Here is a 20611-nt window from a genome sequence, read left to right on the forward strand (position 1 = left end):
TTTTCTACGGCCTCACCTCATACACCAGATTGAACGGCGTCTGCGCCGCGCGGCGGAAGCTGCCGAAGCCGCCCTGCTCGGTCACGCCGCGCATGCGGGCCTCGCCGGCCTGGGCGCCCAGGCACATCGCGCCGTCCTGCGCCCGCGATCCCGGCGTGCAGATGAACGTCGACGCCGAATAGAACACGCGGCCGACGGGATTCAGGTTGTCCTGCAGGCTGTCGTTGGCAAACGGTTCCACGATCATCCAGCAGCCGTCGGGCTTCAGCGTCTCGCGGACGTGGCGCGCCGCGCCCACGGGGTCGCCCATGTCGTGCAGGCAGTCGAACACGGCCACGAGGTCGTAGTCGCGGCCCGGGTAGTCCTTGGCCGATGCCACCTCGAACTGCACGCGGTCGGCCACGCCGGCGCGGCGGGCGGCCTCGGTGGCGTAGCGGATCGACGGCTCGTGGTAGTCGAAGCCGCGGAACGTGGCGTGCGGGAACGCCTGGGCCATGATGATCGTCGACGCGCCGTGGCCGCAGCCGACGTCGGCCACCACGGCCCCGGCCGCGAGCCGGGCCGCCATGCCTTCGAGCGCCGGAATCCATTCGCTGACCAGATGCGCGGCATAGCCGGGCCGGAAGAACCGCTCGGTGCCGTGGAACAGCGCCGGATCGTGCTCGTGCCAGCCCAGGCCTCGGCCGTTGCGGAAGATCTCGATCATGCGCGGGATGGCCCGGAACTGGGCCACCGCAATCTGGAACGCGCCCGGGATGAAGGCCGGGCTGCCTTCCTGGGCCAGCGCGAACGCCTGTTCCTCGGTCAGCGAGAACTGGTCGGTCGCCGGGTCGTACTCCACGTAGCCGCTCGCGGCCTGGGCGGACAGCCACTCGCGCACGTAGCGCCCGTCGGTCCGGGTCTTGGCGGCCAGCGTGTCGCTGGTCATCGGTTTTTCGGCCAGCGCCTTGTACAGGCCCAGCTCGTCACCCACCACCACGGTGGCCGCGTGCATCACGGCCCCGATGTCATGCACGAACTTCTCCATAAAGGCATTCAGCCTTGCTTCATCGACTGACATGATCGGCACCTCCGCCTGCTGATTATTGTTCGCCGCCCCTTCGTACCAGGGCTTGCCTTTGTAATATAGGCAGCCGGAATATCCTGCATCGGCTTAAAACTGTTGCGGTTGCCGCTTGCAAGGCCCCGGGAAAAGCGCTATAAAGATGCTTCGTTGTCGCACGGGCGGCGACCGCGCCCGCAGAATCTGCAGGCCGCGGCGCAATTAAATGCCACGCCACCCCGCGCCGCAGCATTAATTTCACGCCTCGGCGTCAAACCGACACAAGCTCGCTACAGCCAGACCGTTTCCCGCCATGTCCGCCAAGTTTTACTTTTACTTCTTTTGGCATCTCACACCGCTGGCGGATAGAGAGGGACGGCTGTAGGCAGACCCCCAATGCAAGAGAAACCGCCAGCGACCCTGGCGGTTTTTTTATGTCCGCCACGACCGCGACGCACCATCCCAACAGAATCAAGACCTCACAAGACCCGGAGCCATCATGCTGAAGAACACCGACGACCTGCGTATTCGAGAACTCAAGGAGCTGCTGCCCCCGGCGCACCTGATCCGCGAGTTCGCCTGCTCGGAAGCCGCGTCCGACGTGATCTATGGCGCCCGCCAGGCCATGCACCGTATCCTGCACGGCATGGATGACCGGCTGATCGTGATCATCGGGCCGTGCTCGATCCACGACACCCGCGCGGCGCTGGAATACGCCAAGCTGCTCAAGGTGCAGCGCGAGCGGTTTGCGGGCGAGCTGGAGGTCGTGATGCGGGTCTACTTCGAAAAGCCGCGCACCACGGTGGGCTGGAAGGGCCTGATCAACGACCCGCACATGGATGGCAGCTTCAAGATCAACGACGGCCTGCGCACGGCCCGCGAACTGCTGCTGAACATCAGCGAGATGGGCGTGCCCACCGGCACCGAATACCTGGACATGATCAGCCCGCAATACATTGCCGACCTGGTGAGCTGGGGCGCCATCGGGGCGCGCACGACCGAGTCGCAGGTGCACCGCGAGCTGGCGTCGGGGCTGTCCTGCCCGGTCGGCTTCAAGAACGGCACGGACGGCAACGTGAAGATCGCGGTCGACGCCATCAAGGCCGCGTCGCAGCCGCACCATTTCCTCTCGGTGACCAAGGGCGGCCACTCGGCCATCGTGTCGACGGCCGGCAACGAGGACTGCCACATCATCCTGCGCGGCGGCAAGGCGCCGAACTACGACGCCGCGAGCGTGCAGGAAGCCTGCGACGCCATCGCCAAGGCCGGCCTGGCCGCCCGCCTGATGATCGATGCCTCGCACGCCAACAGCAGCAAGAAGCACGAGAACCAGTTGCCGGTGTGCCAGGACATCGGCAACCAGATCGCCGGCGGCGACCAGCGCATCGTCGGCGTCATGGTGGAATCGCACCTCGTGGCCGGCCGCCAGGATCACGTGCAGGGCACGCCCGTGGAGAACCTGACCTACGGCCAGTCTGTGACCGACGCCTGCATCGGCTGGGACGATTCGATCGGGATCCTGGAAACACTGGCCAACGCGGTCAAGCAGCGCCGGCTCGTGTCCGGCAGCGGCAACTGAGCCTGGCCCCGGATACGAAAACGCCGACCCACGGGTCGGCGTTTTTCATGGGGCTGGCGCGGCCAGCGCGCCGGCCGCCTACTTCTTCAGCACCAGGTCACCCTTGAGCGAGCCGATATAGGCGGCAATGTCCTTGAGCTCGGCCTTGGTGAACGGGCGCGGCTTGCCGTCCTTGCCGGTCACGGCCGGGTTGCTGTTGACCTGCCCGGCCATGATCGCGTTGGTGCGGCCCACCAGCGGGTTGCCGCTGACCTGGTACGACGTCAGCGCGTGGTACAGGTAGTCCGGATGCTGGCCGGCCAGCTTCGGGTAATCGGGCGAGATCGGCGCGTTCATGTCCTTGCCGTGGCAGGCCACGCAGCCACCCTTCTCGACCAGCGCCTTGCCCGCCGCGATATCGGCGGCCTGCGCGGACAGCGCGGCGGCGCCCAGCACCGCGGCGGCCAGCGCGTACGACACAACGTTCAGCTTCTTCATGGTTTGCGGCCTTCCTACTTGAGCGTGTTGTTCTGGGTACCCGGCTTCTGCTGCGCGTAGTACGCCGCCACGGCGGCGATGTCCTTGTCGGTCAGGCTGGCCGCGATGGCGCGCATGGTGGGATGCTTGCGATCGCCCTTCTTATAGCCGTTGAGCGCATTCTCGATGTACTTGGCGCTCTGGCCGCCCAGCATCGGTACCTCGTAGGTCTCCGGAAACGAGGCGCGATACCCGGGAATGCCATGGCAGCCGATGCACATGGCAACCTTGTCCTTGGCGGCGTCGACAGTGCCCGTGTCCTGGGCATGCGCAGCCGTTGCGGCAGCGCCCAACACTACCGTCGTGAGGAGCTTTTTCATTGTCGTAGCTGATTGGGAAGTGTTAAACCGCGTGTGACCTGCCCTCGTTTGGGGCGCCAGACGGCCGGGCGGAAATGGGGATATGGAGCGGATCGCCGCTGGGCCGGCCGGGCATTGCCGGTCGGGCCCGGGGCGCAGCCGGGGCGTGTGCTGATGTGCCGCGGTGCTCGAACACCATTCTGCAACCATCTCGCGCTGTTGCCGCCTCCCGATGCTCTGCCATGTCTCTGGTGGCAGAACTGCCGGGCTTGAGGAGGATATTGACTGGGGGCGCGTCAAACCGGCGCATTGTACCGCAGCGTGCACGCGGCGGTCCACGCCACCCGCCTTCGGGTGTGCCCCACTGAACACGAATGCCGATCTGCTCTTATACTGGCCCATTCCGGCCGGATTTCGGGTTGTCGAGGCCCGTTGTCGGCGCGCTCCGGCCCCGCCGGTTGTCGCTTCCCATTGTCATTCGACCGGCCTGCCAGGCAGGCCGGCCGCGTTCCGCCAGGTTGCCCCATGTCCACCACCGCCACCGCCAACGCCAATCCGTCCCAGCAGGCCAAGTTCGAAGGCAGCGCCCAGTACGTTGCCACCGACGACCTGAAGCTCGCCGTCAACGCCGCGCGCACGCTGCAGCGGCCGCTGCTGATCAAGGGCGAGCCCGGCACCGGCAAGACCATGCTGGCCGAGGAAGTGGCCGCCGCGCTGGGCATGCCGCTGTTGCAGTGGCACATCAAGTCCACCACCAAGGCGCAGCAGGGCCTGTACGAGTACGACGCCGTGTCGCGCCTGCGCGACTCCCAGCTGGGAGACGACCGCGTGCACGACATCCGCAACTACATCGTCAAGGGCGTGCTCTGGCAGGCGTTCGAGGCCGACGCGCCCGTGGTGCTGCTGATCGACGAGATCGACAAGGCCGACATCGAATTCCCGAACGACCTGCTGCGCGAACTGGACCGCATGGAGTTCTACGTCTACGAGACGCGCGAGCTGGTCAAGGCCCGCCACCGCCCGCTCGTGATCATCACGTCGAACAACGAGAAGGAGCTGCCCGACGCCTTCCTGCGCCGCTGCTTCTTCCACTACATCAAGTTCCCGGACGCCGAGACGATGCAGCAGATCGTCGACGTCCACTACCCCGGCATCAAGCGCGAACTGGTGGCCGCGGCGCTGGAGGCGTTCTACGAGATGCGCAACCTGCCGGGCCTGAAGAAGAAGCCGAGCACGTCGGAGCTGATCGACTGGCTCAAGCTGCTGATGGCCGAGGACATCCCGGCCGAGGCGCTGCGCAGCCCGGACCGCAAGGCCGCCATCCCGCCGCTGCACGGCGCGCTGCTCAAGAACGAGCAGGACGTGCACCTGTTCGAGCGGCTGGTGTTCATGAACCGCGCCAACCGCTGAGCGGAGCCGGCACGATGACGAAGTTTGTCCAGCCCGTCACGCTGACCGGGCAACACGCCACGCTGGCGCCGCTGTCGACGGACCACCTGGCCGGCCTGCAGGCCGCCGCCGCCGATGGCGCGCTGCACCGGCTCTGGTACACCAGCGTGCCGGCGCCCGAGGCGATGGCCGCCGAGATCGAGCGCCGCCTGGGGCTGCAGGCGCAGGACACGATGCAGCCGTTTACGGTGCTGGACGCCGCCGGCCGCGTGGCCGGCATGACCACGTACATGAACATCGACGGCAAGCACCGCCGCGTCGAGATTGGTTCCACCTGGTACGCGCAGCGCGTGCAGCGCACCGCGCTGAACACCGAATGCAAGCTGATGCTGCTGCGCCACGCGTTCGAGACGCTGGACTGCATCGCCGTGGAATTCCGCACGCACTGGATGAACCACCAGAGCCGCACGGCCATCGCCCGGCTGGGCGCCAGGCAGGACGGCGTGCTGCGCAACCACCAGCGCATGCCCGACGGGTCGTTCCGCGACACGGTGGTCTTCTCGATCATCGCCAGCGAGTGGCCGGCCGTGCGCGCCCACCTGCAATTCCAGCTCGACCGCCCGCGTTGATCGGAGGCCCGCCATGCTGATCGACTTCTTCTTCTCGCTGCGCCACGCCAAGCTGCCCGTATCGGTCAAGGAATACCTGACGATGCTCGAAGCGCTGCGCGCCCAGGTGATCTCGCCGTCGATCGACGAGTTCTACTACCTGTCGCGCATGACGCTGGTCAAGGACGAGAAACATTTCGACAAGTTCGACCAGACCTTCGCCGCGTACTTCCAGGGCGTGCAGAGCCTGGTGGACGGGAAGAGCGACATCCCGCTGGACTGGCTGCAGAAGACGCTGGAACGCGAGCTGTCGGCCGAGGAGAAGGCGAAGATCGAGGCCATGGGCGGCCTGGACAAGCTCATGGAGCGGCTCAGGCAGCTGCTGGACGAGCAGAAGGAAAAGCACGAGGGCGGCAACAAGTGGATCGGCACCGGGGGCACGTCGCCGTTCGGCCACGGCGGCTACAACCCCGAGGGCATCCGCATCGGCGGGCCGTCCAAGGGCAACCGCACCGCGATCAAGGTCTGGGAAAGCCGCGCCTACAAGGACTACGACGACCAGGTGGAACTGGGCACGCGCAACATCAAGGTGGCGCTGCGCCGGCTGCGCCGCTTTGCGCGCGAGGGCGCCGACACCGAGCTGGACCTGGACGACACCATCCACGCCACGGCCGCCAACGCCGGCCTGCTCGACATCAAGCTGCGGCCCGAGCGCCACAACAAGGTCAAGGTGCTGATGCTGATGGACGTGGGCGGCTCGATGGACGACCACATCAAGCGCGTGGAGGAGCTGTTCTCGGCCGCCAAGACCGAGTTCAAGCACCTGGAGTACTACTACTTCCACAACTGCCTGTACGACTACGTCTGGAAGAACAACCGGCGCCGCCACGCCGAAAAGATCGCCACGTGGGACCTGATGCACAAGTACACGCCCGACTACAAGGTGATCTTCGTCGGCGACGCGACGATGAGCCCCTACGAGATCCTGCAGCCGGGCGGATCGGTCGAGTACAACAATCCGGAGGCCGGCGCGGTCTGGCTGAACCGGATGATCGAGCAGTTCCCGCGCTTCGTCTGGCTCAATCCCGAGCCGGAGGGCCTGTGGCAGTACCGCCAGTCGATCACGGTCATCAACCAGATCATGAAGAACCGGATGTATCCGGTAACGCTGGCCGGGCTGGAAGAAGCCATGAAGGTGCTGACCAAGTAACCGGGCACCGGGCCGCCCGCCCGGTCACGCGACGACGTCCACGCCTTCCATCACCCACTGCCGGAACGTCTGCAGCGCCGGCAGGTGCGCCTTCTGCTCCGGATAGCACAGGTAATACCCCTTGCGGGCCAGCACGCGCGCCGGATGCGCGACGATCAGCGTGCCGGTGGCCAGTTCCTCCTCGATCAGGCAGCGCGGGATCAGCGCGATGCCCAGCCCCGACATGGCCGCCTGCGTGAGCAGCGTGAACTGGTCGAAGCGCGCGCCGGCCCAGGCTTCGCGCGTGGAGATGCCCAGCGCGGCCAGCCAGTCGGGCCACGCCTCGGGCACCGTCGTATGGTGCAGCAGCGGATAACGCAGCAGCGCCGCTGGCGTTTTGGCCACGCCGTCGGGCTCGTGCACGAGCAGGCCAGGCCGGCAGACCGGCAATACTTCGCGCCCAGTCATGTAGTCGGCCTGCGTGCCGGGCCAGACGCCGTCGCCAAAGCGGATGGCCGCGTCCAGATCGGGCTGGGAAAAGTCGTAGCCCTGCGCGTGCGGCACGAATTCCAGGGTGACTTCGGGATGCCGGGCAAAGAACTGCGGCAGCCGGGGGATCAGCCATTTGGCGCCCAGCGTCGGCATGCTGGCGATATGCAGGATGCCGCCGCGCCCCTGCCGCGCGATCAACTCCACGCTGGCCGACTCGATGGCCGCCAGGCTCGGGCCGATCCGCTCCAGGTAGCGGGCGCCGGCCTCGGTCAGCAGCAGCCGCTGGCGCACCCGCTCGAACAGCTCGACGCCCAGAAACGCCTCCAGGCTTCGTACCTGCTTGCTGACGGCGCCCTGCGTCACATGCAGCTCGCGGGCCGCCACCGTAAAACTGCTATGCCGCGCCGCCGCCTCGAAAGCCACCAGTTCGGTCATCGACGGACATAAGCGCCGCATGATGCACTCCTACTTCAATACCAAATGGAATGAGCCTGGGATTTTAAATCGTTTGCCAGCCGCGTGCTCGGGCGCGCAGAATCGAAAAGCGCTCGACACATGGATTTCCTACGATGCCGATGGGCCCGCCGGCCCGCCGCGTCCCGCGATCCATCCGGTCGCCAGGTCCGCCAGAGACCGTCCTTCCTCTCTTCTTTCAACGGAATCCCTTCGATGCAACGCCGTCCCCTGCTGAAAGTCCTTGCCGCCGCCACCGCCTTCGCGGCCGCCAGCCTGACCCTGCCCGCCTTTGCCGAGGGCTATCCGACCAAGCCGATCACGCTCGTCGTGCCGTTCCCGGCCGGCGGCACTACCGACATCGTCGCGCGCATCGTGGCCGACAAGCTCGGCCAGCAACTGGGCCAGGCCGTGGTCGTGGACAACCGCGGCGGCGCCGGCGGCAGCATCGGCACGGGCTACCTGGCCAAGGCCGCGCCGGACGGCTACACGCTCGGCATCGCCACCGCATCGACGCACGGCATCAACCCGGCCGTCTACCCGCGCCTGCAGTACGACGCGACCAAGGATTTCACGACGATCACGAACCTGGCCTCGGTGCCGAACGTGATGAGCATCAACCCGGCGGTCAAGGCCACCGACATGAAGTCGTTCATCGCGCTGGCCAAGTCCGAGCCGAACAAGCTGGCCTATGGCTCGGCCGGCAACGGCAGCGTGTCGCACATGATGGGCGAGCTGTTCAAGATGAGCAGCAAGACCGAACTGCTGCACGTGCCGTACAAGGGTGTGGGCCCGGCGCTGAACGACGCGCTGGCCGGCCAGGTCCAGATCCTGTTCGACAACCTGCCGTCGTCGCTGCCATTCATCGAAGGCGGCAAGCTGCGCGCGCTGGCCGTGGCCGCCCCGAAGCGCGTGGCCGCCCTGCCGAACGTGCCTACCTTTGCCGAACTGGGCTTGCCCGAGGTCAATGACGCCGCCTGGTTTGGCCTGATCGCCCCGGCCAAGCTGCCGGCCGACATCCAGGCCAAGCTGAACGCGGCCGCGATCAAGGTGCTGGCCATGCCCGAGGTCAAGGCCAAGCTGGAAAAGCTCGGCGCGACCCCGGTGGGCGACACGCCGCAGCACTTCGCGCAGCAGATCACCGCCGAGGTGGCCAAGAACAAGAAGGTGGCCGCCGCCGCCAAGATCTCGCTCGACTAACCCGATCCACGACTGGCAGTCCGTATGACCGAAGCAGACCGAAAGACCGCGGAAAGCCCGTACTTCCTGCAGATGCCGGAAGGCGAGTGCGGCCCGCTCTTTCTTGATTCCCCGCATAGCTGCACCACGTACCCGGCCGATTTTCGCTTTGCGGCCAACCTGCCCCTGCCGCTGCTGCGGCAGGCGGAAGACACGTTCGTGGACGAGCTCTACGCCGGCGCGCCCGCGCGCGGCATTCCGCTGCTGGCCGCCGGCTTTCCGCGCAGCTACCTCGACGCCAACCGCGGCCTGACGGAAATTGACGAGGCGCTGCTGGACGCGCCGTGGCCGGGCCTGAAGCAGGAAACGTCCAAGACGCGCCTGGGCAAGGGCCTGGTCTGGCGCGTGCTGGACACCGGCGAGCCGATCTACGACCGCAAGCTCGGCGTGGCCGAGCTGCAGGCGCGCATCGACACGTACTACCTGCCGTACTACGCCCAGCTGCAGCGGCTGTCGGACGCGGCCGTGGCGCGCCACGGGCATATGTTCCACATCAATTGCCACTCGATGCCCAGCGAGGCCGCTAAGTTTGCGACCGAGCATCCGGGGCTGCAGCATCCGGACTTCGTCGTGGGCGACCGCGACGGCACCACCTGCGACACCCGGTTCACCGACCGCGTGGAGGCCGTGCTCAAGGAGATGGGCTACGACGTGTGGCGCAACCACCCGTACAAGGGCGTGGAGATCGTGCGCGTGGTGGGCCAGCCGCAGGCCAGCCGCCACAGCCTGCAGCTGGAGGTCAACCGCAAGCTCTACATGGACGAGGTGGGGCTGGCAAAATCGGCCGGCTTCGACAAGCTCCAGCGCGACCTCGACGCGCTGATGGACGACCTGCTGCGCTTCGCGCGCACGTTCTGACCGGCGGTCATCGACGGAACGGGCGCCGCAAGGGCGCCCGCTGCACACTCCGGGACACGCTGCATGCGTGTCTCGGGGTTCCTCTCAGTTGCAACATCCCGGACACTTCTGCTATTGCGCGCGGATAATCGCATCCAATGCGCGCAAGATGTAAGCAATTAGAACGAAGGGTAACAACATTTAGGAACTTCACGGCGGGGGATTCCTCTATCATGGCAATCCTTCACCCACCCTCCTTGCTTGCACGAGCAAAGACGTTCCCGTGATCAGACGAATTTCCGAACTGTTTGGCAGCCAGCTCCGCATGCTGACTGCCGCAGTGGCAGGCGCCATCGCGCTGGCCGGCTGCGCCACCGCGCCGACCGACGACAACGCCACGGCCGCCACGCCGGCCGCTTCGCCCACCGCCACACCCGCCACCGCGCCCACCCCGGCATCGGCCGTCAAGCCGCCTCCGATCGTCAACAAGACGCCACCGCCGACCACCACGGTCACCCTGCCCGACAAGGGCCGCGTCAGCCTGGCCGAGTACCGGACCCAGATGCGCCAGCAGTTGATGAAATCGGAAAATGCCGCGGCCGATGTGGCCGACTGCGCCGCCCACGCGAGCTGGGTGGTGCCGCGATCGGCCACCTACGACGCCCTGAAGATTCCCACCGGCGCGCTGTCCGCCGGCCAGGCCATGGAAGAACGCTGGGAAGGCCGCTTCTCGCCCGGCAAGCAGGCCGTGCCGGTCAGCTCCGTGGTCACGTTCAACGCCACCGCGCACAAGCGCCGCGGCGAGGCCCAATGGCAGCCCGTGCGCGTCCGCTGCGGCTACAACGACGGCATGATGCTCGCGTACGAACTGCTGGACAGCAACGGCGACACGATCATCGAACCCGCCGCCGCACCGGCCGTGGCCACGTCGGCCACGCAGAGCAAGAAGAAAGGCAAGAGCAGCGCCAAGTCGACGACATCGAAGTCGAAGGCCAAGTCGACGTCATCGACGAAGAACTCGGCGTCGTCGAAGACGAAGAAGAAGCAGTAGCTTTGTCGCTCCCCTCTCCCGCACGCGGGAGAGGGGCCGCGGGTAAGGGCAAGCGGCTCAAGTTGCCGACCACAGCAATCTGAAACGCCGGGCCCGCACCCCCAACCCGTCTCCCACCGTGTGGGAGACGGGAGCAAACCATCCTGAATCTTTCCTAGCCTAGATACTCCAGCACCGCCTGCAGCATTGCCGTGCCCAGCAGCGCGCTGCGCGCGCCGTTCCAGCCCACTTCCGGGTCCGGCAGGTCGGCGTTGTCCTTGAACGGCATTTCCAGCGTCAGCGCCAGGCAGCCGAAGGTGTGGCCGATGTACTTCGAGGCCAGCTTCAGCGCGTCGGCGTTGTACTTGCTGGCCGCGTAGCCGTGCACGTCCTGGAAATCGGGCGAGACGCGCTTGAATGCATCGATGAAGCGCGACTGCTGCGCGCGCTGGGCCTCGGTGAAGCCGGGCAGCATCTCGCTGCCGGCCACGAAGTTGTAGGGCAGCGCCTCGTCGCCGTGGATGTCGAAGAACAGGTCCACGCCGGTCCGTTCGATGGCGCGGCGCACGTGGTAGACCTCGGGGCTGGTCTCCAGGCTCGGCTGCATCCATTCACGATTCAGGTTCGCGCCGGCCGCGTTGGTCCGCAGGTTGCCGCGCGACGACCCGTCCGGGTTCATGTTCGGCACGATGTGGAACACCGCGCGCTCCAGCAGCTTGCGCGCCACCGGGTCACCGTGCCACGTGCCGGTGCCGGTCAGACGCTGCAGCACGCCTTCGCAGAACCATTCGGCCATGCTCTCGCCCGGGTGCTGGCGCGCAATCATCCAGACGGTCTTCTTGCCCGGCCCGGGCTCGCCCAGCGTCACGCAGGTCAGGTCGCGGCCGTCCACGGTGCTGCCCAGGTGCGACAGCCTGGCCACCGGCGAGCGCTGGCACGACGCCAGCAGCGCCAGGTGACGCTCATCGGAATACGGCTCGAAATAGGCAAACCAGACGCTGTCGTGCGACGGCGTGAAGTCGACGGTCATGGTCTGGCCGTCGTACTGGGTCGGCACGCGGAACCAGTGCGCGCGGTCGTACGACGCCACGGCGCGATAGTCGCGCCAGCCGTCCGGGTACGTGCACTCGCCCGCGTTCAGGAACCGCAGCCGGCAGGCCTGCCCGGCCGCGCCCTGCAGCCGGAAGTGGAACCACTGGCGAAAGTCGGCGTGGGAATCGGCGCGGATGCGCAGGCGGATGTCGTCGGCGCGGTCGATCGATTCGACTTCGATCGCGCCGGAATCGAACATTGACGAGATATGGAGTGCCGAGGTCATGGGGATAGGGTCCTGTTTGTCTCGGGTCAGTCTTCCAGGCGGCGGCGGAACACCCAGCGCGCGTCGTCCGAGGCGGCCTTGTCGAAAGCGTAGCCGTCCTCGTTGAAGCGCTTGAGCCGGGTGGCGTCGGTCACGCGGTGCGTGACCGCGTAGCGTGCCATCGTACCGCGCGCCCGCTTGGCATGGAACGAGATGATCTTGTAGCGGCCGCCCTTCCAGTCCTCGAACACGGGCGTGATGACCCGCGCGTCGAGCACCTTCGGACGCACCACCTTGAAATATTCCTCGGACGCCAGGTTCACCAGCGTCGGCGCGCCCTCGTGCTTGAGCGCGGCCATGTCCTTGTTGAGCAGCTGGGTGACGTCGTCGCCCCAGAACGCGTACAGGTCGCGGCCGGCGGCGTTGTCCAGCCGGGTGCCCATTTCCAGCCGGTAGGGCTGCATCCAGTCCATCGGCCGCAGCAGGCCGTACAGCCCGGACAGGATGCGCAGGTGCTTCTGCGCGAACGCCAGGTCGTCGGTGGACAGCGATTTCGCGTCCAGCCCGTCGTAGACGTCGCCGTTGAACGCCAGCACCGCCTGCTTGCTGTTGGCGGCCGTGAACTCGGGCGACCAGTCGGCGTAGCGGGTCACGTTGAGCACGGCGAGCTTGTCGGAGATGTCCATCAGCGACGCCACGTCCTGCGGCGCCAGCTTGCGCAGGCGGTCGATCAACGTGGCCGAACGGTCGATGAAACGCGGCATCGTGTGGGTCTTGACGCGCGGCGGTGTCTCGTAGTCCAGGGACTTGGCGGGAGACAGGACGATGAGCATGGCAAAATCGCGGGCAGAAACAAAGCTGAGATTGTAGCGAATGCCCACCGAAGCCACCGCCGGCGCCCTGCCCCGCACCCCCGCGCCTGCCCCCGGCGCCACCTCCGACACCCCCGCCGGCGCGCCGCGCGTGGTGCTTGATTCCAACGTCTGGGTGGACCTGTTGGTCTTCCGGGACCCCCACGTCGAGCCGATCCGGGCCGCGCTGGCCACGGGCGCCATCGCGCCGGTGATCCGGGCCGACTGCCGCGAGGAACTGCGCCGCGTGCTGGCCTATCCGCAGTTTGCGCGGTTCGCGGTCGACATCGACGCGGCGCTGGCCGAGGTAGACCGCCTGGCCACGCTCGAACCGCTGCCGCCGGCCGCCGAGGCCGACGCCGTCCGCCTGCCGAAGTGCCGCGACACCGACGACCAGAAGTTCATCGAACTGGCCCACTTCGCGCGCGCCGTGCTGCTGGTGTCGAAGGACAAGGCCGTGCTGAAGCTCAGGAGCCGCCTGCGCCGCACCAGCGGCGTGGACGTGCTGCCGCCGCTGGCCTTTGCCGGCTGGCTCGGCGGCTGGCAGGCCAGCGGGCGGGCGCCCGCAGCCGCCGCCGGAACCCCGCTAGAATGACGCTCTGCCTGCCTGCCCGAGACCTTTTCCGCCTTCGTCCCACATGTCCGAATCGACCCTTGCCCCGCTGAATCCGCCGCTGTCCCGCCTGCCCAACGTGGGCACCACGATCTTCACCGTGATGTCGGCGCTGGCCGCCGAGAAGAACGCCGTGAACCTGGGCCAGGGCTTTCCGGACTTCGACTGCGACCCGCGCATCGTCGACGCCGTGGCGGCCGCCATGCGCGCTGGCCACAACCAGTACCCGCCGATGGCCGGCGTGCCGCGGCTGCGCCAGGCCATCGCCGCCAAGATCGCCACGCTGTACGGCCACCAGTACGACTGGAACACCGAGATCACGGTCACGGCCGGCGCCACGCAGGGCCTGCTGACGTCGATCCTGTGCGCGGTGCACCCCGGCGACGAGGTCATCGTGCTGGAGCCGTGCTACGACAGCTACCTGCCGTCGATCGAGCTGGCCGGCGCCACGGCCGTGCCCGTGCGGCTGGAGGCGCCGCTGTTCCGCATCCCGTTCGACAAGCTGGCCGCCGCGATCACGCCCAGGACGCGCATGATCATGATCAACACGCCGCACAACCCGACCGGCACGATCTGGCGCGCCGAGGACATGCAGCAGCTGGCTGACCTGCTGGCCGGCACCGACATCCTGCTGCTGTCCGACGAGGTCTACGAGCACATGGTCTACGACGGCCAGCCGCACGCGTCGGTATCGCGCCACCCCGAGCTGGCGCGCCGCAGCTTCGTCGTGTCGAGCTTCGGCAAGACCTACCACGTGACGGGCTGGAAGGTTGGCTACGTGGCCGCGCCGGCCGCGCTGATGCACGAATTCCGCAAGGTGCACCAGTTCAACGTGTTCACGGTGAACACCCCGGTGCAGCACGGCCTGGCCGACTACATGGCTGATCCCGCGCCGTATCTGGACCTGGCCGCCTTCTACCAGAAGAAGCGCGACTATTTCCGCGCCGGACTATCCGGCACGCGCTTCAAGCTGCTGCCCTCGGACGGCACGTACTTCCAGTGCGTGGACTATTCGGCCATCTCCGACATGAGCGAGGCCGATTTCTCGATGTGGCTGACGCGCGAAATCGGCGTGGCCGCGATCCCGGTCTCCGCCTTCTACTCGGCCCCGCGCGAGTCCGGCGTGGTGCGGTTCTGCTTCGCCAAGAAGGAAGAAACGCTGAAGCTGGCGCTGGAGCGTCTGGCAAAGCTGTGATGGGGATTGCAACTGTGAGGGGTGTGAAGCGCTGAGGGTTGTAGCTCCCCTCTCCCGCCTGCGGGAGAGGGGTTGGGGGTGAGGGCCAGCGGTGCAAACTGCCACCCGTCGGCAAGCAGAACCTCAACGCCCCCACCCCCGGCCCCTCTCCCGCACGCGGGGGAGTGGAGCAAACAAGCGGAAAACGATGGTTACCGATTCCGACTCAGCATCAGCTCGGTGTTGGCCTTCCGGTCGGCATTGACCTTCTGCACGCTCGGCCGTTCGGCCATCCGCTTCAGGTAGTCCTTCACCGGCAGGCCGGCCAGCAGGTCCTCGCCGTAGATGATCTTGGTGCACGACGACACCAGCGGCAGGTGACACACGGCGGCGCAGTCGGCCAGCGTGAAGGTGTCGCCGGCGACATACGGCGAGAACTTCGCCAGCTTGCCGAAGGCGGGGATGAACTTGTCCAGCAGCGCGCGCTGGCGTTCCTTCACGCGGTCGCTGACCTTGCCGCCGAAGAACGCCTCCGGGTACAGCTCGCGGGCGGTCAGTTCCAGGTACAGCTCCATGAACGTGACGAGTTCGCGCACCTTGCCGGCCTGGTACGGGTCCTTCGGCAGCAGCGGGGCCTGGATGTAGGTGGTTTCGATGTACTCGGCAATCGCCTCGGACTCGCACAGCGGGCCGGCATCGGTGATGATGTAGGGCACCTTGCCCAGCGGGGACGCCGCCAGGTCGGTCTCGCCAATCCAGGCCAGCACTTCCTCGAACGGCAGGTTCTTTTCCAGCAGGGCCAGCTTGACCTTGTTGTAGTAGTTGCTGGCGGAAAATCCGCAGAGCTTCAGCATGTGTGTGTCTCTCCAGGTAGGTGGAATCGCCGGTGTCGACCCCAGGCCGCACCGCCGCCGTCTGCCCCGCCTTGCATGGCCGATCAGCGCACGCCGCATGCGCGGCGCCTCTGTCGCTGAAGGTGCAGAAAACGTACGATCGTGCTAATTTAGCCACAACTTTTTTGGACCGACAATGCGCAATTCCACTATCCAATCGCTCGGCATCGTTGGCACCGGCGCCATGGGCCGCGGCATCGCCCAGATCGCCGCGCAGGCGGGCCTTGCCGTCAGCCTGTTCGATACCAACGCCCAGGCCGTGGCCGCTGCGCGCCAGTACCTGCAGGATACCTTTGCCAAGCTGGCCGACAAGGGCAAGATCAGCGCCGCCGACAGCGAGGCCGCGCTGGCCCGCGTGAAGGCGTGCACCGCGCTGGAAGACCTGGCCGGCTGCGACATGGTCGTGGAAGCCATCGTGGAAAAGCTCGACGTCAAGCGCGACCTCGTGGCCCGGCTAGAGGCGATCCTGCCGGACGACGCGGTGATTGCGTCGAACACGTCGTCGCTGTCGATCACGGCCATCGCCGTGGGCGCCCGCCAGCCGGGCCGCATCGTCGGCTATCACTTCTTCAACCCGGTGCCGCTGATGAAGGTCGTGGAAGTGATCGACGGCCTCTCTGGCGACCCGGCCGTCGGCGACCGCCTGATGGAGCTGTCGCGCCGCATGGGCCATACGCCGGTGCGCTGCAAGGACATGCCGGGCTTCATCGTCAACCATGCTGGCCGCGGCATGAACATCGAGGGCCTGAAGGCCGCGCAGGAAGGCGTGGCCGCGTTCGTCGACATCGACAACATCATGCGCGAGCAGGCCGGCTTCCGCATGGGTCCGTTCGAGCTGATGGACCTGACCGGGCTCGACGTGTCGCACCCGGTGATGGAGTCGATCTACAACCAGTTCTACCAGGAAGCGCGCTACCGCCCGTCGCCGATCACGCAGCTGCGCTACACCGGCGGCCTGCTGGGCCGCAAGACCGGCGCGGGCTTCTACGCCTATCCGGACGGCCAGAAGCAGGTGCCGGCCGCCCAGCCCGTGCCCGACGCCCGCCCGGCCAGCGTCTGGGTCAGCCGCGCCAACGCGCGCGGCCACGCGATGACCGTGAAGCTGCTGGGCGCGCTGGGCGCGACGGTCGAAGGCGGCAACGCCCCGTCGGCCGACGCGCTGATCGTGGTGACGCCGCTGGGCCTGGACGCCACCACCGCCGCGCTGGAGGAAGGGCTGGACGCCACGCGCGTGGTCGCCATCGACACGCTGCTGCCGTTCGAAGCCACCAAGCGCCGCACGCTGATGACCACGCCGGCCACCAGCGCCGCCGCCCGCGACGCCGCGCACGGCCTGCTGGCCAGCGACGGCGTGCCGGTGACCGTGATCCGCGACTCGGCCGGCTTCATCGCCCAGCGCATCATCGGCTGCATCGTCAACATCGCCAGCGACATCGCGCAGCAGCGCATTGCCACGCCGACCGACATCGACCTGGCCGTGAACCTGGGCCTGGGCTACCCCAAGGGCCCGCTGGCGCTGGGCGACACGATCGGCCCCGGCGTGATCCTGGAAGTGCTGCGCAACATGAACCGCCTGACCGGCGACATGCGCTACCGCCCGAGCCCGTGGCTGTGGCGCCGCGCGGGCCTGGGCCTGTCGCTGCTGACCGAAGAAGCCTGACCCCCGCACGGGCGCCCCGACGAGACACGGGGCGCCCGTTTCGTATCCCCCCGGCAATCCTTATCAGAACAGAGGCCGCCATGACCGCCCAGCTACTTTCCGAACGCGTCGACGCGACGCTCGTCCTGACCATCTCGAACCCCGAGGCGCGCAACGCGCTGCATCCGGACATCTACGCCGCCTCGCAGGAGGCGCTGGAAGTGGCCGCGCGCGATGACGCGATCCGCACCGTGGTGCTGACCGGCGCCAACGGCGTGTTCTGCGCCGGCGGCAACCTGAACCGGCTGCTCGGCAACCGCTCGCAGCCGCCGGCGGTGCAGGCCGAGAGCATCGAGACGCTGCACCACTGGATCGAATCGTTCCACGCGTTTCCCAAGCCGATCATCGCCGCCGTGGAAGGCCCGGCCGCCGGCGCCGGCTTCTCGCTGGTGCTGGCCTGCGACTTCGTGGTGGCCGCCAGCGACGCCAAGTTCGTGATGGCCTACGTCAAGGTCGGGCTGACGCCGGACGGCGGCGGCTCGTACGAGATTGCCCGCATGCTGCCGCGCCAGCTGGCCAGCGAGATCCTGATGGAAGGCAAACCGGTGGACCCGGCGCGGCTGGCACACTTTGGCATCGTCAACCGCGTGGTCCAGCCGGGCCACGCGCTGACCGAGGCGCTGCGGATTGCCGACAACCTGGCCAAGGAATCGCCGAACGCCGTGCGCGGCATGAAATCGCTGATCAACCATGCCGGCACCGCCACGCTGACCGAACACCTGGCCGCCGAGCGCGACAGCTTCGTGGCCGCGCTGCACCACCGCGACGGGGGCGAGGGCATCACGGCCTTCCTGGAAAAGCGCAAGCCGAACTATCGCTGACGCCCGGGCATATCCGGCGGCGACAATTCCGACAACGACGACAAAACACATTGCGGAGAGAGACACACATGAGCAGCAGCAACGTTTCGCATTTCGAAGGCACGCGCCCCGTGGCCGACCAGCAGCGCTTTGACGTCGGCGCGCTGGAGGACTGGATGCGCCAGCACGTGGCCGGCTTTGCCGGGCCGCTGAGCGTCGAGCAGTTCAAGGGCGGCCAGTCCAATCCCACCTTCAAGCTGGTCACGCCGGGCCAGACCTACGTGATGCGCGCCAAGCCGGGCCCCAAGGCCAAGCTGCTGCCGTCGGCCCACGCCATCGAGCGCGAATACCGCGTCATGAAGGCGCTGGCCGGCACCGACGTGCCGGTCGCGCACATGTTCGCGCTCTGCGAGGACGAGGCCATCATCGGCCGCGCCTTCTACATCATGGAATTCGTCAGCGGCCGCGTGCTGTGGGACCAGTCGCTGCCGGACATGACCCCCGCCCAGCGCGGCGCGATCTACGACGAGATGAACCGTGTCATCACCGCGCTGCACACGGTCGACTACAAGGCCATCGGGCTGGCCGACTACGGCAAGCCCGGCAACTACTTCCAGCGCCAGATCGAGCGCTGGAGCAAGCAGTACAAGCTGTCCGAGACCGAATCGATCCCGGCCATGGACCAGCTCATGGCGTGGCTGCCCGATCACATCCCGCAGGAAGACGTGGATCTGACCAGCATCGTCCATGGCGACTACCGGCTCGACAACCTGATGTTCCACCCGACCGAGCCCAAGGTGCTGGCCGTGCTGGACTGGGAGCTGTCCACGCTGGGCCATCCGATGGCCGACTTTGGCTACCACTGCATGAGCTGGCACATCCAGCCCGGCCAGTTCCGCGGCATCGCCGGGCTAGACCACCAGGCGCTCGGCATCCCCGACGAAGCCGCGTACCGCCGCCTGTACGAACAACGCACCGGCCGCCAGATCACCGGCGACTGGAACTTCTACCTGGCCTTCAGCATGTTCCGCATCGCCGGCATCCTGCAGGGCATCATGAAGCGCGTGGTGGACGGCACGGCATCGTCCGCCCAGGCCCTGGACGCCGGCAAGCGCGCCCGCCCGATGGCGGAAATGGGCTGGGAGTACGCGAAGAAGTCGGGGGCGTAGGGCTGAGGTGCGGCCTGACCAGCTCCCCTCTCCCGCCTGCGGGAGAGGGGTTGGGGGTGAGGGCCAAGCGGGTCGCCTGCGAAGAACGCTTGTCAATGCCCGACGGCCGGCCCTCATCCCCGGCCCCTACACCAGCGGCGGAAGAAGGCAGCAAACCCAAGCTCAAGTCATCAGACAACTGAGCACGCCGGTCCACATGGCTCCGTCTGCGCCGAGACATTGAACGCCCCACCCCAGCACCCGCCCCCACCCTAATGTCCCAACATTCATCCCCTCCCTTCTACGTGTTTTCCCGATAGACCCGACCGCGATCCCAGCCTACACTCCCATCCATCGTTGTACGACGACTGATGATAAGTGTTGACTGGAGACACAGCATGACCTCTTCCCGCCGCCAATTCCTTGGCCAGCTTCCGGGCCTTGCGGCTCTCGGTGCCGTGGGCACGTCCGGCATCATTGCCCCGGCCACCTCGTGGGCCCAGGACAAATGGCCAACCAAGCCGATCCGGCTCGTGGTGCCCTATCCCGCCGGCGGTTCGTCGGACATCATCGCGCGCCTGATCAGCAAGCAGCTGGGCGAAGCGCTGGGCCAGCCGATCGTGGTGGACAACCGCCCGGGCGCCAACGGCAATATCGGCGCCGCCATGGTGGCGCAGGCCGGATCCGAGAACCACACGCTGCTGCTGTGCGACGTCGGCGCGCTGGCGATCACCCCGTCGGTCTACACCAAGCTGACGTTCAATCCGGACAAGGACCTCAAGGGCGTGGCGATGCTGGCCTACTCGCCGCACCTGCTGGTCGTGCACCCCTCTGTGCCGGCCAACAACCTCAAGGAACTGGTCGAGCTGTCGCACAAGCAGTCGCTGAACTTTGCCGTGACGGCCATCGGCAGCGCCCCGCACCTGGCCGGCGTGGCCGTGCAGCAGGCCACCAAGGCCGCGTGGCAGTACGTGCCGTACAAGGGCGGTGCGCAGGCGATTGCCGACACGGTCGGCGGTACCGCCCAGGTGCTGATGAACGGCATGCTGGCGACCTATCCGCACGTGCAGTCCGGCAAGCTGAAGCTGCTGGCCGTATCCAAGCGCACGCGTATGGCGCTGGTCGGCCAGACGCCGACGATTGCCGAAAGCGGCGTGCCGAACTTCGAATCGGGCACGTGGCAGGGCGTGATGGCGCCGGCCGGCATGCCCGACGCGCTGGTCCAGCGCATCAACACCGAGCTGGTCAAGATCATCCGCACGCCTGAAATCCGCGCCAACCTGGCCGGCCAGGGGGCGGAAGTGGTGACGATGTCGCCGGCCGAGACCAACAAGTGGTTCCAGGCCGAGGAGAAGCGCTGGGCACAAGTCGTGAAAGCGGCAGGGGTCAAGCTGGACGCCTGAGTCCAGACCAACAACATGCAGCACTGGAACGGGCGCGATCTTCGCGCCCGTTTTTTTATG

20 protein-coding genes are annotated in these 20611 nt (G+C 67.1%); 13 read left to right on the forward strand and 7 right to left on the reverse strand.

The genetic code is table 11. From position 1 onward, the window contains the following. Positions 1–4 precede the first annotated feature (4 nt). Positions 5–1060 (reverse strand): class I SAM-dependent methyltransferase, encoded by a 1056-nt coding sequence (locus EHF44_RS17420; RefSeq protein ID WP_124684809.1) that lies wholly within the window; start codon positions 1058–1060, stop codon positions 5–7. A gap of 481 nt (positions 1061–1541) precedes the next feature. On the opposite strand from EHF44_RS17420, the gene aroG reads away from it, so the two are divergent. After that, positions 1542–2621: a 3-deoxy-7-phosphoheptulonate synthase AroG gene (gene aroG / locus EHF44_RS17430; protein ID WP_172966084.1), complete on the forward strand. Its 1080-nt coding sequence runs from the start codon at positions 1542–1544 to the stop codon at positions 2619–2621. A 78-nt stretch (positions 2622–2699) separates the two neighbouring features. Here aroG and EHF44_RS17435 read toward each other — a convergent pair whose 3' ends face one another. Then, entirely contained in the window at positions 2700–3098 is a 399-nt protein-coding gene (locus EHF44_RS17435; RefSeq protein WP_124684812.1) for a c-type cytochrome, read from the reverse strand. A 14-nt stretch (positions 3099–3112) separates the two neighbouring features. After that, complete coding sequence (locus EHF44_RS17440) at positions 3113–3457, reverse strand: c-type cytochrome (protein WP_124684813.1); 345 nt, start codon at positions 3455–3457, stop codon at positions 3113–3115. A gap of 504 nt (positions 3458–3961) precedes the next feature. On the opposite strand from EHF44_RS17440, the gene EHF44_RS17445 reads away from it, so the two are divergent. The 3 genes from EHF44_RS17445 to EHF44_RS17455 are packed head-to-tail and all read left to right on the forward strand — an operon-like array spanning position 3962 to position 6643. Next, complete coding sequence (locus tag EHF44_RS17445) at positions 3962–4846, forward strand: AAA family ATPase (protein ID WP_124684814.1); 885 nt, start codon at positions 3962–3964, stop codon at positions 4844–4846. A 14-nt stretch (positions 4847–4860) separates the two neighbouring features. After that, positions 4861–5454, forward strand: coding sequence for a GNAT family N-acetyltransferase (locus EHF44_RS17450; RefSeq protein ID WP_124684815.1), 594 nt, complete (start codon positions 4861–4863; stop codon positions 5452–5454). A 13-nt stretch (positions 5455–5467) separates the two neighbouring features. Next, positions 5468–6643 carry a vWA domain-containing protein gene (locus EHF44_RS17455; protein ID WP_124684816.1) on the forward strand — a complete coding sequence of 392 codons (1176 nt, stop codon included), beginning with the start codon at positions 5468–5470 and terminating at the stop codon, positions 6641–6643. 24 nt (positions 6644–6667) lie between these two features. On the opposite strand, the gene EHF44_RS17460 is transcribed toward EHF44_RS17455, so the two are convergent. Next, the gene (locus EHF44_RS17460; RefSeq protein WP_124684817.1) at positions 6668–7570 is read right to left on the reverse strand and encodes a LysR family transcriptional regulator; all 903 of its coding nucleotides are present in this window, start codon (positions 7568–7570) and stop codon (positions 6668–6670) included. 213 nt (positions 7571–7783) lie between these two features. Here EHF44_RS17460 and EHF44_RS17465 point away from each other — a divergent pair, with 213 nt between their 5' ends. The 3 genes from EHF44_RS17465 (at position 7784) to EHF44_RS17475 (ending at position 10694) form a co-directional block, all read left to right on the forward strand. Continuing rightward, positions 7784–8767, forward strand: a complete 984-nt coding sequence (locus EHF44_RS17465) for a tripartite tricarboxylate transporter substrate binding protein BugE (protein ID WP_124684818.1) — start codon at positions 7784–7786, stop codon at positions 8765–8767. Between the two features lie 24 nt (positions 8768–8791). Continuing rightward, complete coding sequence (locus EHF44_RS17470; protein ID WP_124684819.1) at positions 8792–9664, forward strand: N-formylglutamate amidohydrolase; 873 nt, start codon at positions 8792–8794, stop codon at positions 9662–9664. 262 nt (positions 9665–9926) lie between these two features. Then, positions 9927–10694 (forward strand): BspC domain-containing protein, encoded by a 768-nt coding sequence (locus tag EHF44_RS17475; RefSeq protein WP_437340304.1) that lies wholly within the window; start codon positions 9927–9929, stop codon positions 10692–10694. A gap of 154 nt (positions 10695–10848) precedes the next feature. On the opposite strand, the gene EHF44_RS17480 is transcribed toward EHF44_RS17475, so the two are convergent. After that, positions 10849–11991, reverse strand: coding sequence for a M14 family metallopeptidase (locus EHF44_RS17480; protein WP_124684821.1), 1143 nt, complete (start codon positions 11989–11991; stop codon positions 10849–10851). Positions 11992–12017: 26 nt separating this feature from the next. Then, on the reverse strand, positions 12018–12803 hold the full coding sequence (yaaA, locus tag EHF44_RS17485) for a peroxide stress protein YaaA (RefSeq protein WP_124684822.1): 786 nt from the start codon (positions 12801–12803) through the stop codon (positions 12018–12020). Positions 12804–12843: 40 nt separating this feature from the next. Between yaaA and EHF44_RS17490 the strand changes: the two genes are divergently transcribed. Both EHF44_RS17490 and EHF44_RS17495 read left to right on the forward strand, forming a co-directional pair. Continuing rightward, entirely contained in the window at positions 12844–13416 is a 573-nt protein-coding gene (locus tag EHF44_RS17490; RefSeq protein WP_124684823.1) for a putative toxin-antitoxin system toxin component, PIN family, read from the forward strand. A gap of 43 nt (positions 13417–13459) precedes the next feature. Then, a complete protein-coding gene (locus EHF44_RS17495) occupies positions 13460–14629 on the forward strand; it encodes a pyridoxal phosphate-dependent aminotransferase (RefSeq protein WP_124684824.1) in 1170 nt (389 codons plus the stop codon). A gap of 191 nt (positions 14630–14820) precedes the next feature. Here EHF44_RS17495 and EHF44_RS17500 read toward each other — a convergent pair whose 3' ends face one another. Then, positions 14821–15462 carry a glutathione S-transferase gene (locus EHF44_RS17500; protein WP_124684825.1) on the reverse strand — a complete coding sequence of 214 codons (642 nt, stop codon included), beginning with the start codon at positions 15460–15462 and terminating at the stop codon, positions 14821–14823. A gap of 175 nt (positions 15463–15637) precedes the next feature. Here EHF44_RS17500 and EHF44_RS17505 point away from each other — a divergent pair, with 175 nt between their 5' ends. The 4 genes from EHF44_RS17505 (at position 15638) to EHF44_RS17520 (ending at position 20551) form a co-directional block, all read left to right on the forward strand. Continuing rightward, positions 15638–17161 carry a 3-hydroxyacyl-CoA dehydrogenase gene (locus tag EHF44_RS17505; protein WP_124684826.1) on the forward strand — a complete coding sequence of 508 codons (1524 nt, stop codon included), beginning with the start codon at positions 15638–15640 and terminating at the stop codon, positions 17159–17161. An 80-nt stretch (positions 17162–17241) separates the two neighbouring features. Then, positions 17242–18021, forward strand: coding sequence for an oxepin-CoA hydrolase, alternative type (locus EHF44_RS17510; RefSeq protein ID WP_124684827.1), 780 nt, complete (start codon positions 17242–17244; stop codon positions 18019–18021). Between the two features lie 68 nt (positions 18022–18089). After that, complete coding sequence (locus EHF44_RS17515) at positions 18090–19169, forward strand: phosphotransferase (RefSeq protein WP_124684828.1); 1080 nt, start codon at positions 18090–18092, stop codon at positions 19167–19169. Positions 19170–19546: 377 nt separating this feature from the next. After that, on the forward strand, positions 19547–20551 hold the full coding sequence (locus EHF44_RS17520) for a Bug family tripartite tricarboxylate transporter substrate binding protein (protein ID WP_124684829.1): 1005 nt from the start codon (positions 19547–19549) through the stop codon (positions 20549–20551). The last annotated feature ends 60 nt before the right edge of the window (positions 20552–20611 follow it).

Origin of the sequence: Cupriavidus pauculus (assembly GCF_003854935.1) — a bacterium.
GTDB lineage: Bacteria > Pseudomonadota > Gammaproteobacteria > Burkholderiales > Burkholderiaceae > Cupriavidus > Cupriavidus pauculus_C.